Genomic DNA, 12,291 nt, shown 5'->3' on the forward strand with positions numbered 1-12,291 from the left:
CCTCGGGCATTCGCTGTTCTTATGCTATCGCGTCAGACGCTCGTCCCTGATTCGACTGACGCTGCCTCGGCATCCATGCCTCGCCCACGCAACGAACACCAATGCCCTTCGGCAACTCCGAGGGGTATGGCGTACTCCTTTAGTTTTGAAGTTTTCTGTTATTTAGTAAAAATGTATATTCCATATTCATTTGTCTTAAAAATCAATGCTTAAAATTAAAAAACATAGACAAATTAGGTGCATACCATAGAATGTTTGAAAAAATTACTTCGACGTCTAAAACTATGATTCGACAAATAACCATAACCAATTTTCGCTCTATTCGAAAAGAAACTATTTCGTCAGAAGAGATTACAACTCTTGTTGGGCGGAATGATGCTGGTAAGTCAAATTTGCTGAGAGCTCTGAATTTATTCTTCAATGGCAAAACTGATTCAGACACAAACTACAATTTTGAGTCTGATTTCAACATCAATGCAATCGTGCATAAACGAAAAGCAAAAGAAGTCAAAGTTGAGTTAGTTTTAAAGTTGCCCCAAAGCTACCGCAAACCCAACAGTCCAGATACCGTGTATTGGAGTAAAGTATGGCGAGCTGAGGGTTTTCACGCTGAAGAGCAAAAGCTTTGCGAGTTAAAAGATGGAAGAATTATTAGCAAATCCGATTTCCCTGCAAGAAGTAAAATTCCATATTTGCTTAAGTGTATAAATTATATTTATATCCCAGCAATAAAAGACGCGAATTTTTTCAGGGATCTCCAAGGCCAATTGTATGATGTGTTAGCTGCAGCTTCGGAACAAGGATTGCACACTTCAGCGAAGAGTTTTGAGGCGGAAATTAATGAGCACATAAGTGAGTTAATGGGGGAAATCGACAGTACTTTTGCCAATAGTAACAATGAGGTAAGGTTACCCCAAAACTTAAGAAATATCTTTGGTGCATTAGAGTTTAATGCGGACAATATTCCTCTATCGCGTCGAGGTGATGGGATAAAAATACGACACATACCAATGATGCTTTCATTTATTGCATTAAAGCAGCAGAGTATAGGTACCAGAGTAGCGATCAGGCCTCAAATTTGGGGATTCGAAGAACCTGAAAATAACGTTGAATTTTCTACTTGTTTTGAACTGAATAACCAACTAATAAATGCTGTTAAAAAATATACCCAAATATTTATCACTACGCATTCCCCAGCTATATATTCTTTGTCTTTTAAAGATGCATTACCCAGTGGTATTAAGAGCGTCAGCTATTATGTTGATAAGCAGGGTGTCGATACCAAAATTCGTTCATGTAGTGAAGATGAGCTGCACGGTAACATAGGTTTCTTAAATTTAGTAACTCCGTTAATCGAAGAAAAGCGGAAAATATGGACAGAGCAAGAAGCAAAATATAAGGCTACTGTTGATTCCTTATCTTCCCAATTGTCTCTTTCATCTAAGCCTCGGATATTCCTTGAAGGACTTAGTGATAAGGCCGTAATAAATCGTATGCTTGAATATTTTGGAAAAAATAACGACGTTTACATAGATACTTCTGATGAAGATAACAATTCTGCAAATTCTGCAAGTGATAGAGCAAAAGCTTTCCACTTGTTGCAAAAGCATGCAAAAGAAAAAATTCAGGGACTCCTATTATTAGATGATGATGAAGCAGGGAAAAGTGCAACGAGGAATTTTACTGATTTCTTTGCCGGACAAACTTCAATGGTGCAGGCTGCGACTTATCCTCCATCTGATATACCCAAGATATTGATTAAAAAAGGATATATTTGGAAGGTTGAATTGGAGCATTTATACCCAGAGTCCATTTGGCAGTATGCTTTTCAACAATCTTGGATTGAATTTATTGCTGACGAAGAGCAAAAATTTACAGACTGTAAACGTAAAGAGCTATTTAACCATGAAATTAGCCCATTAACTTACAAAACTGATTTAACAGATTACCAGAAATTCATTGTGGATTACTCTTTTACGCATGACGGTAAGCGCCGTGTAAGTCTGCATATCGGAAGAATGACTGACGATGAACTTGAAAAGTTTGGTCTTGTAAGTGCATTTACTCCTGTAATTAATTTAATAATTAAAGCGCTCAAATTATAAACAGAAAAATTGACAGAAATAGGACAGACATAACTCTTTTGGGATTAATAGTTCACACAATAGCAACAGCAGTTCACCTTCCCCTGCGAAGTTGCTGAAGGGCGTTGAAGAAAATCGCGTGAGCGAGGCATGGATGCCGAGTTAGCTTTCGGACTCTCTGTTTAACATCAAGGGGATGTACCATCGGAAGCGTTAGCGATTTTCGCATAAGTACGAAGCCACTAATCAATGCATGTAACTTCGCTAGGGACGCCGGGGGATTTCCAAAAGGGGAACAGGCGTTTTTCCCCTTTTGGTCAGGTGTGGGGTGAAGCCCCACGACGTTGATTCACCTCGGCCCAAAGGCCGCCATCTAAAGATGGAACATCTACGGTCAGAGCCAAGCATCTAAAGCAATAGCATTAAGAACACTTAATCCCCAAATACCCCGCTCCGAGGTATGACCTTAACTCATTTTCTAACCACTTACCTGAAATGAATTTCCTCAAAATTGAGTCTCACCAAGCAAGCGGTTTCAAACCCAATGTGAGCGGCTTCAAAATGTGAATAGCCGAGATTTGAAAGCGATATGAGGGGATTGCGCCTAGAAGATAAAAACCTTCATAATCGCCATTCAATCAATTTTTCACGTTCCCAAGGTCACTTTCTCAAGGTTGCTATGACATTTTCGCTATTGGATATTTCTGCATTGACGTGGTTTATCGTTTCTTGGGCTGGCTATACCGCCTTTGCTCGGCGCAAAGCGAAGGACACTGACTGTATTGCCCGAGGTTTGCATAAGCACAGGATCTACTGGATGCTTGAGTTGATGACCCGAGGCGTGCGCGTCGGCGATGCGGCGTTATTAGCGAACCTTGAGCGTAATATTGCCTTTTTTGCCTCGACTACGCTGTTCGTGCTCGCGGGGGTATTAACCTTATTTGCACAGGTCGAACGCCTCGAAGCCGTAATCGCCACTATTCCCTATGCGACGCCACCAAATCATTCATTGGTACAAGTTAAATTAGCATTATTGGTGGTCATTTTTGTGATGGCATTTTTTCAATTTACCTGGTCGATGCGCCAATATGGCTTTGTAAACGTGATGATAGGCGCGGGCCCAATGGATAGCGAAGGCGCCAATGACAACCTCAAAGCCTACGCAAGACAAATGGCGACGGTGCAAGACCAAGCCGCCCACTCCTATAATTATGGCCTGCGGGCTTACTACTTTTCGATGGCCGTACTCTGTTGGTTTGTGCACCCGATACTGTTTATTTTGGCGAGTTTATTTGTGGTGGTCACGCTCTATCGCCGCGAATTTAAATCCCGCGCAGTCTTGGCCATTACCGCAGCTAAGGGGCATTTAGGCACAGAGTACCAAGCGCGAGAACCCCAGCGCCAATCCAAGTCGTCGTGATTTAGCCTATGACTGCGCCAATAAAGCGCAGTCTAATTCTTGTTCTATACTCATTGGGTTTATGACCAATCAACAATTGGAGTGAGCCATGAGTGATAATCTGTTAACAGTGGATGAAGTGTGCAAGTTGCTGGATAAGAGCCCGGCGACTATTAAACGCTATGCGCGGGAAAATCTGCTTAGCAGCGTGAAAGACGGTGAAGAATTACGATTCCCCGAAGAAGAGGTTAAACGTTATTTAGCCTTTTCTCAGCGCTTAGGAAAATAAGCCATCATAAACAGGTTTTCATGATTCATCCCCAAATGGACTTGGGATGCATCCCCCTCAGAGCGATTATTGTTGCAAAGCCTGCTGTAATTGCTTGTAGGATAAAAACTCCCGCTGCGACTCATTGAGGCCAAGTTCCGCCGCTAAAGCGACGAGCTGTGCCTCATACACCGGCAGCATGGCCTCATCATCGGTCATTATCGCCAGTTCAGCAAAGTCACCCAATCCTTCAAGCCTGTCTAAGGTTAAGTGAAATTGCCCTAAAAAATACACGCTGCGCCGCTTTTTAATCTCAAGCACACATTGATAACCTAAAGTACGGAGCATACTTTTGGCTTTATTGGCATCCGTGATATTGACCGCTTCACAGCGATCCTTCTCGGGGCCTTTGACGATCCAAAGCCGGATCCCTGAAGGCTGCATCTCACGAATGCACAGGCTTTTATGCTGCGCCGCTAACGACGCCGAGGGCGAATCAAAATAGCAGTCATGCTCAAGGTTATCCTCAAGCATCACCTCGGGGGATTTGGCGCTTAGGCGTGCCCAAAAGGCCTCACGATCTGCGAGCCGATACTTAAGCTCCACCTCAAACTTACCGTTAAAATGGGCGTTAATTTGCGGCGCAAGCGCTGCGGGCATTAGGTTATTCATCACATTATTCACTCTGATAACAAGACCTATCAACCTAGCCTGCGATAGAGTGCCTGATACGCAGCGCACTCCTTGAGCAGGCTTTGATGATTACCTGAAGCAACGATTTTACCCTCAGCCATAAGGTGGATTTGATCCATCTTGGCCATCGCCGTTAAGCGGTGGCTAATCATGAGTAGGGTTTTATCTTTAGAAAATTCAAATAATAAGCTTAAGATTTCACGCTCGGTACGCTTATCTAAGCCTTCGGTGGGTTCATCTAACAATAATAATGGCGCATCCCTCAGCAGTGCTCTCGCCACCCCGATACGGCGCTGCTCGCCGCCCGATAATTGCCGTCCGCCCTCACCAATCCACATATCTAAGGGTTTATCCCCCTTGAGTAAATCGCCTAAGCCAACTTGCTGTAAGACGTCGATAAAACGCTCGTCATTAGCGGTGCGCTTTTGCCCTACTTGCACAGGTAAGGCAATGGCGAGGTTCTCCCGCAACGTGCCTGCATACAGATAAATCCGCTGGCTCACTACTGTCATCGCCGATCTTAAGGCGGCCTCGCTATAGTCACTCAGTTGATGACCATCGAGGTAAATCTGACCGCTTTGCGCCTGCCACTCTCGGGTAATTAAGGACAATAAACTGGATTTACCACAGCCTGTTGCACCTAATAAAGCCACCTTCTGCCCCGGTTTTATCTCGAGGGATAAGCCCTGCAGCACACGCTGGTTTTCGTGATAGCCAAAGTAAATATCGTGGATCAGCAGTCCGCCAGAGGTGGCCTTAAGATCGGTATCTGCACTAAAACGAATATCACTTTGTTGCTCAGTAATTTCGTTAATACGCGTCGCCGCCAGCACACAACCAGACAAATGTTGAAAGGCGCCGGCAATCGGCATCATCATTTCGACGCAGGCCATAGTGGCAAATACCATCAAAGCGAACATCGGGCCGGGAGGCACGGCGTCCCCAACGCCATTGGCGGCTAAAAACAACATCATGATAAGCGCGGAGCCCGTTGCAATAATCAACATCGCTTGGCTTAAGGCGGTAATATTCGCCATCGCCGTTTGGCTGGCAAATAACGCTTGCTCGGCGTCATCAAGTTTTTGCCTATATCTAGCATTGGCACCAAATAAACTCAGCTCCGCTTGGCCTTGTAATATATCGAGTAACTGCACCCGATATTGGCGTTTGGTCTCCAGCATATTGCGGCTAGGTTGATGCCCGAGACGATAAAACAGCAGTGGTAATAACAACCAAACAAGGATCAAAAATAGACACAAACTTAAGGCGAGTTTGGCATCAAACCAAGCGAGAAAGAGATACAAAAGCCCTGTCATCAGTAAAGATGCCGCCATCGGTGTGAGCAGCCTTAAATACAAATGATCGAGCGTATCAATATCCGCCACAAGGCGGTTTAACATATCGGCGCGGCGCAGCCCTTGCAGATTTTTAGCACTTAAAGGAAAGAGTTTTCGCCATGCCCACACCCGTAGTTCAGTTAATAATTTAAAGGTCGCCTCATGGGTTGCTAGGCGCTCACCGTAACGACTGGCTGTACGGGCAATAGATAAAAATCGCACGCCCCCCGCTGGCGTAAAAAAGTTGAAGACTTGGGCGCTAACAAGAGTCAAACCGGCCACTGCCGTAGCCGATAAAAACCAGCCGGAAAGCGACAACAGCCCAATCCCCGCCATAAGCGTGGTGAGCGTGAGGATTAACCCCACGGCCATCATCACCCATTGGTGCGAGAACAGTCTAATAAAAGGAATTAACACTTTCATTGCGCCGCTCCTTCGGTTGAATTGGATGTTGCTATTAAGTCAATCTGGGTATCAACACGGCTCTGCGGCTCAACAGCGGCTAACTCAATATCTGCCACCGATTCGATATTTTCATGCAACATGGTTTGGAATAATCCTGCCTGCACAGAAAGGCTCGCAAAATCACCTCGCTGGACAATCAACCCCTTATCCAAGACTAAGATCGACTGCATGCGATCGAGCTGATCTAATCTGTGGGTCACCATAATGCACATCTTGCCCGCCATCGCACGGTTCAAGGTGAGTGTGAGGAGCTGTTCACTAACACTGTCTAAACTCGCAGAGGGTTCATCAAGGATAAACACCTGCGACGCCTGCGCTAATGCCCGCGCCAGTGCAATACGTTGTGCCTGCCCGACCGATAAGGTCGATGACTGTTCACCAATTGGTGTCGCTAAACCAAGGGGTTGCGTGCGCACAAATTCATGGATATTGGCTTGCTCTAGCAAGTGCCACACTTGCTCATCTGTGATATTAGGATTGGCTAGGGCCACGTTTTCCCGCACTGTGCCATGGAATAACTGTGGCTCCTGTCCAAGCCACGCTAACTGGCGCCGCCAATGGGCAAGATCGATGCTTGAGAGTTCAACACCATTAATGAGTAACTTGCCTTGATAGGGTAAAAATCCTAAAAGCGCGTTGAGTAAACTGGTTTTACCTGCGCCACTTGGGCCGACTAAGGCTAAATGCTCTTCCTGTTTCAACTCAAAACTGATGGGTCCTAATAAGCGGGTGCCATCGACGCTAAAGACCTCAAGTTCTTCAGCTATCAGGCTTTCAATCTTATCGAGCCTAGTATCGCTCGCAACTGACTCTGTTGGCTGAGGTTCGGGATGCTCAAGCAGCGTCATCAAGGCCTGCGCGGCGCCAATCGCCTGCGCTTTTGCGTGGTAGTGAGTGCCCATATCCCTTAACGGCTGATAAAACTCCGGCGCTAAAATGAGGATAAACAAACCGACAAACAGGCTAAAGGGTAATCCTTCATTGGCATTGGGCCCTATATGGGCGTGCGTGCCATAGTAGCCAAAATCGAGGTGACCTAAGTAACTAAAACCAAAGTAAACCGCTAATACGGCAATCGATACTGCGGCAAAAAACTCCAGCACCGCCGAACTTAAAAAGGCCATCCGCAGCACCGACATGGTTCGGCTACGAAACTCCTCCGATGCCTTTTCGATCACCTTCAGCTCTGCATCGCCTCGATTGAATAGCTTTAAGGTCGCAAGCCCTTTTAATCTGTCCATAAAATGGCCGCTTAATCGAGCTAAGGCATTGAAGTTTTTGCGATTGGCATCAGCGGCGCCCATACCCACTAAAATCATAAACAGCGGAATTAACGGGGCAGTTAACAGTAAAATTAATCCCGCCGCCCAGTTGATAGGAAAAACAGCGAGCAAAATCAGTAATGGGATCACGCCCGCCAACGTCATTTGCGGAAGATAGCGAGCATAAAAGTCTTGTAAATCTTCAACTTGCTCTAACACTATACTTGCCCAACTGCCAGCGGGTTTGCCTTTAATAAACGCAGGGCCGAGGCGAGTCAGCTTATCCATTACTGCACTGCGAATATGTTGGCGCAAACGCCGCCCCGCTTCAAAGCTGGCGCGCTCACGGGCATAGGCAAGCCCAGCACGCAGTAACATTAGGCCTATCAGGGCCATAAGATGTGGCAGATAATCACTTGCGCCAATAGTCGACTGAGGGCTATTGGCGCCGGATCCGAGCAATCCATTACCAATAATCACACCATCGAGAAGAGTGGCAATTAAATAAGCCTGCACGATCAATGCAATAGCACTTAATATTCCACACCATACCGAGAGTTTAAGAAACCAGCCACAGGCCTTTTTTTGAGACTTGAGCCAAACGAGAAGGGACTTTTCTAACGACTTATCCATGGTGCTCCAACAAAAACCAGCAAAGCAGTAGATTGTAGAAATAGGCTTAACGCAAACAAATCCTATATGAAAGACTTGCAACAAACGAAAAGGTTCGATAGGGACGCAGTATCGCAGGCATCCCAAGCAGATGAAACCTTGGACGTATCTTTTGCCAAAAGATTCACAAAAATGCGATGCTGATCAATAAATTCTGATTTAGCTCGCCAATAAATACTGCTAGCACTGAGTGCCGCTTAACGGTAAGCCTGTCTTGTAACTTATACGCTGACAATCAATATTCGGATCGTTACAGGACCTTCCCCCTTAGTTAACCCAGAACATAACCGCCCTAGCCATTGTGCGTTGATTTAGATAGCATAGAATTATTTTTCAAGGAGTTAGATACTAATGACAAATAAAAATGCGGGTTTTACCTTAATTGAACTTGTAGTGGTAATTATTATTTTAGGGATTTTAGCTGTCATTGCTGCCCCCAAATTTATTAATTTACAATCAGATGCCTATAAAAGTCAGTTATCAGGCGCCTTGGCCTCAATGAAATCTGCCGTCACCTTATTCAAGGCAAAATCAGAAGTTGCCAATACGGGCACCGCAAATCGTGTGGTTTTTGATGGTATTCGGGGCGAGAATTACCAGCCATGGGCTGCAAGCAGTAGCGGTACAGCACCCAGTGCGGGCTACACAACACCCCCTGAAATATTTAAGGCCGCAGGCTTAAACGTTAATGATTGGTCCTACCGTATTTATACATCCAACGGCACCTATCAAGTTATAGCAACCCCAAAGCAAAAGTTAAATCTTGCGACCCCAACTCAAGCCGAAGTTGCTGCAACCAACTGTTATATCGACTATAAATGGGAAACGGCTGGCATACCTACCTATACAAAGGTTGACACAGGCTGCTAAAAAGAAAGGCTGATGTTTTGCATAAAGCTCAAAACATCAGCCTGTTTATCAAACTGCACGATTTAAAAATCGGCTCTCAAAGCCTAAGGCTGGAGCCCACCATACTTTACCAACACATGCCAAAGTAGCTTGAGTTCATGGGCCACTTGAGCACGATTACCTCGATCCCGCCAATGCTGGGGTGAATGATATAAATCCCGTGCAGCAACCCCAATGGCATAGGCATCGACACTGTCGTCAATCGCAATACGCTCGGCCAGCGAGGGCATGGTGGGTCCACGGAAATCACTGGGGATCTGTGCCGTATGTAAGCAAAAACCATTATGATATTGCAGCTCAATATCGTAGCGATCGCAGAGTTTACTTAAGGTCGCACCGATTTCAGTCCCTTTAAAGCTCGGATCGGCCACCAGCATAGCAATATCTTCATCGAGTGAAACGTCACCGTGGATTTGCGCTTCGATATAATGATCAAGATTGGCCGACATCGGGCGTTCAAAGCGGGTAAGCAATGACGAATTAAGTTGATGCGCCAAATAATGGATCACATTTAATGGCTTAAATTCTGCCTTACCTAAAGCATAGTGACGTTCAAAACTCTCGGTAAGCAGTGCTGCTAACACATCATCAAAACAGGATAATGTGCCCCTTTCCTTGGGATTGCGGTACGAATCAAGGTAAGTAAAGGTCGTACGCGTAAGCAATTGTGAGTGGGTGAGCAGATAACAACTACCAAAGCGGGGAGCTGGGCCATCCTGCCACATACCTAAATCTAAGGCGCCATACTTAGGACGGGATTTGGTTCCTTTATACACATCGCCAAATAGCTGATTTTCCCAATGATCCCTTGGTCCACCTAGCTCAGGTGATAACTGGCCATTGGAAATGTGGGTCTCAAATTGACTACGGTATTGGCCATCACGCAGCAACCCTTCGGCCACCGTTAGGCCTCTGCTGTCGATTCTATCGGGATGAAAATGCAGCGCTACACGGCCACACTGAAATAATTGCCTGAGTGCTAACTGCATCTCCTGCATGGGGATATTCGACATCTGCTGCACGTTTTTAATCACAGCCACGGCCTGCTCACTTCGCCCACGAGCTAGGCGTTCAATATGCTGTATTGCTGTCATAATCCACCTGTCATGAGGCGTTAATATTCCCAAGAAGAACCAGCCTAAGAATTCAATGGTGCAGAATTCAACCTACAAACGGGAAAACATCACGCGATGTCTTCACTTATTCCGTTTAGGCGCATGTCTGGCCAACACTTTAGCAACCTATTGAGGAAACTTGTTAATTTTACTCCAAGTGAAATTACTTAGAAGCAATCAAATTAACATAAGCGTGATCTTTCGCCAAATACTGAACAAGATACTGATAGGTCGATAAATTAGCCACAGCGACATAGGCTTTTTAAGCCTTTGTACAACAAAATGCTTTCAGTCGTAGCACTGAGGCCCCTGTTACTGTAAGCTGCACGCCCGCCGATCAGGCTATACCAAAGCAACGATGCGATGTTGCCACAAGAGATCCATTAATGAGTTTTTCCGCCTTAGGTTTATCCACTCCACTCCAAAAAGCCGTTTCCGAACAGGGCTATGACACACCATCTCCAATCCAAGCTCAGGCTATTCCAGCAGTGCTAACGGGCAAAGACGTCATGGCAGCGGCCCAAACTGGGACAGGAAAAACTGCAGGTTTTACCCTGCCATTACTGGAATTGCTCGCTAAAGGCCAAAAAGCCAAGTCAGGACAAACCCGCGCCTTAGTCTTAACGCCTACGAGGGAGCTGGCCGCGCAAGTCGGTGAAAGTGTTGAGACCTATGGTAAATATCTACCGCTGCGTTCCGCGGTGGTCTTTGGTGGCGTGCCTATCAACCCGCAAATCAGTAAATTACGCCATGGTGTTGATGTGTTAGTTGCCACACCAGGGCGACTATTAGATCTTGTGCAGCAAAATGCGGTGAAGTTTAATCAACTCGAAATCTTAGTGCTCGACGAAGCGGACCGTATGTTAGATATGGGCTTTATCCGCGATATCAAAAAGATCCTTGCACTCTTGCCCGCAAAGCGACAAAACCTGATGTTTTCTGCCACCTTCTCCGATGAGATCCGTGAGCTTGCAAAGGGATTAGTTAACCATCCGGTTGAGATTTCCGTCACGCCGCGCAATGCCGCCGCGACCACGGTTAAGCAATGGATTTGCCCCGTTGATAAAACGCAAAAATCTGCCCTACTGATCCAACTCATCAAGCAGGAAAATTGGCAGCAAGTGTTAGTGTTTTCACGCACCAAACATGGCGCGAATCGGCTCGCTAAGAGTCTTATCCAAGCCGAGATCAGTGCTGCAGCAATCCATGGTAATAAAAGCCAAGGTGCCCGCACTAAAGCCCTCGCCGACTTTAAGAGCGGTGAAGTTCGCGTATTGGTTGCGACCGATATTGCCGCTCGCGGTTTAGATATCGATCAATTACCGCAGGTCGTAAACTTCGATTTACCTAACGTGCCTGAAGATTATGTGCATCGGATTGGCCGCACCGGGCGTGCAGGCGCCACAGGCCAAGCCGTTTCCTTAGTCAGCAGCGAAGAAATTAAACTGCTTAAAGATATTGAGCGATTAATTAACCGCGTGCTCGAGCGGCAAGAAGTTGCAGGTTTTAGCCCTGTACATGCGTTGCCAGAGACAACACTCAGTCCCCAAGGCAAAGATATCAAAGTAAAAGCCGTGGCAAATCATCGTAAGCACCGCAGCGCAGGAAAACCTGCACCACGGTCTGGTTCTGGCCGTGATACGCAAGGCAATCGAGAAAACAACCAGAGGCAGAACAGCACGCCATCTCGCAAAAGCAGTGAGCACAATAATACTGATGCAGCACTTGCGCGCTCGCCTAAACCAAAGGGGAAACATCCTCAGCGCGATGGTGGCACAGCTAACAGTGAAGCGAAACCGCATTCAGGTGCACAGCAACGTAGCCATGCTGAGCGAAGCCAAAAAACAAACCAAGATGGACGCCGCCAAGTGCCCCCCAAAGGCCGCCATCCCCAAAGCGCAAAACTCGCTTCGAATGAGCCGAAACAGCACTCAGATCGCGCAGATAACCGCCCGAATCGCGTTAAGTCATAGTCGCGTTAATTCACAGTCGCCGTTAAGCATCGGTCAGTTATCCTAAAATGCAAAATAAAAATGCCCAGAGCCTAAGTGCTGGGCATTTTTATTTTGCTAAACAAATTGATAGCG

The 12,291-nt window shown here is 46.2% G+C and carries 9 protein-coding genes; 5 read left to right on the forward strand and 4 right to left on the reverse strand.

Features of this window, described 5'->3' with window-relative positions:
- The first annotated feature begins 251 nt into the window (after positions 1 to 251).
- The 3 genes from H9J30_RS03595 (at position 252) to H9J30_RS03605 (ending at position 3,772) form a co-directional block, all read left to right on the forward strand.
- Entirely contained in the window at positions 252 to 2,105 is a 1,854-nt protein-coding gene (locus tag H9J30_RS03595) for an ATP-dependent nuclease (protein WP_240129703.1), read from the forward strand.
- Positions 2,106 to 2,763: 658 nt separating this feature from the next.
- Positions 2,764 to 3,504 carry a DUF599 domain-containing protein gene (locus tag H9J30_RS03600; protein WP_240129704.1) on the forward strand — a complete coding sequence of 247 codons (741 nt, stop codon included), beginning with the start codon at positions 2,764 to 2,766 and terminating at the stop codon, positions 3,502 to 3,504.
- Positions 3,505 to 3,592: 88 nt separating this feature from the next.
- On the forward strand, positions 3,593 to 3,772 hold the full coding sequence (locus H9J30_RS03605; RefSeq protein ID WP_023268461.1) for a helix-turn-helix domain-containing protein: 180 nt from the start codon (positions 3,593 to 3,595) through the stop codon (positions 3,770 to 3,772).
- 66 nt (positions 3,773 to 3,838) lie between these two features.
- Here the strand turns inward: H9J30_RS03605 and cyaB are convergent, their stop codons facing one another.
- The 3 genes from cyaB to cydD are packed head-to-tail and all read right to left on the reverse strand — an operon-like array spanning position 3,839 to position 8,141.
- Complete coding sequence (gene cyaB, locus H9J30_RS03610) at positions 3,839 to 4,423, reverse strand: class IV adenylate cyclase (protein ID WP_240130068.1); 585 nt, start codon at positions 4,421 to 4,423, stop codon at positions 3,839 to 3,841.
- Between the two features lie 29 nt (positions 4,424 to 4,452).
- The gene (gene cydC, locus H9J30_RS03615) at positions 4,453 to 6,204 is read right to left on the reverse strand and encodes a heme ABC transporter ATP-binding protein/permease CydC (protein ID WP_240129705.1); all 1,752 of its coding nucleotides are present in this window, start codon (positions 6,202 to 6,204) and stop codon (positions 4,453 to 4,455) included.
- Positions 6,201 to 8,141, reverse strand: coding sequence for a heme ABC transporter permease/ATP-binding protein CydD (cydD, locus tag H9J30_RS03620; RefSeq protein WP_240129706.1), 1,941 nt, complete (start codon positions 8,139 to 8,141; stop codon positions 6,201 to 6,203). The genes cydC and cydD overlap by 4 nt, the downstream gene beginning before the upstream one ends.
- 390 nt (positions 8,142 to 8,531) lie before the next feature.
- Between cydD and H9J30_RS03625 the strand changes: the two genes are divergently transcribed.
- The gene (locus H9J30_RS03625) at positions 8,532 to 9,050 is read left to right on the forward strand and encodes a type II secretion system protein (protein ID WP_240129707.1); all 519 of its coding nucleotides are present in this window, start codon (positions 8,532 to 8,534) and stop codon (positions 9,048 to 9,050) included.
- Positions 9,051 to 9,133: 83 nt separating this feature from the next.
- On the opposite strand, the gene H9J30_RS03630 is transcribed toward H9J30_RS03625, so the two are convergent.
- Entirely contained in the window at positions 9,134 to 10,183 is a 1,050-nt protein-coding gene (locus H9J30_RS03630) for a DUF3626 domain-containing protein (protein ID WP_240129708.1), read from the reverse strand.
- A 407-nt stretch (positions 10,184 to 10,590) separates the two neighbouring features.
- Between H9J30_RS03630 and H9J30_RS03635 the strand changes: the two genes are divergently transcribed.
- Positions 10,591 to 12,177, forward strand: a complete 1,587-nt coding sequence (locus H9J30_RS03635) for a DEAD/DEAH box helicase (protein ID WP_240129709.1) — start codon at positions 10,591 to 10,593, stop codon at positions 12,175 to 12,177.
- Positions 12,178 to 12,291 lie beyond the last annotated feature (114 nt).

Origin of the sequence: Shewanella cutis (genome assembly GCF_022410515.1) — a bacterium.
Lineage (GTDB): Bacteria > Pseudomonadota > Gammaproteobacteria > Enterobacterales > Shewanellaceae > Shewanella > Shewanella cutis.

Bases quoted from the DNA above. Each gene is read 5' to 3' on its own strand.
- H9J30_RS03595 (WP_240129703.1), top strand. From the start codon at position 252: ATGTTTGAAAAAATTACTTCGACGTCTAAAACTATGATTCGACAAATA.
- H9J30_RS03600 (WP_240129704.1), top strand. From the start codon at position 2,764: ATGACATTTTCGCTATTGGATATTTCTGCATTGACGTGGTTTATCGTT.
- H9J30_RS03605 (WP_023268461.1), top strand. From the start codon at position 3,593: ATGAGTGATAATCTGTTAACAGTGGATGAAGTGTGCAAGTTGCTGGAT.
- cyaB (WP_240130068.1), bottom strand. From the start codon at position 4,423: ATGAATAACCTAATGCCCGCAGCGCTTGCGCCGCAAATTAACGCCCAT.
- cydC (WP_240129705.1), bottom strand. From the start codon at position 6,204: ATGAAAGTGTTAATTCCTTTTATTAGACTGTTCTCGCACCAATGGGTG.
- cydD (WP_240129706.1), bottom strand. From the start codon at position 8,141: ATGGATAAGTCGTTAGAAAAGTCCCTTCTCGTTTGGCTCAAGTCTCAA.
- H9J30_RS03625 (WP_240129707.1), top strand. From the start codon at position 8,532: ATGACAAATAAAAATGCGGGTTTTACCTTAATTGAACTTGTAGTGGTA.
- H9J30_RS03630 (WP_240129708.1), bottom strand. From the start codon at position 10,183: ATGACAGCAATACAGCATATTGAACGCCTAGCTCGTGGGCGAAGTGAG.
- H9J30_RS03635 (WP_240129709.1), top strand. From the start codon at position 10,591: ATGAGTTTTTCCGCCTTAGGTTTATCCACTCCACTCCAAAAAGCCGTT.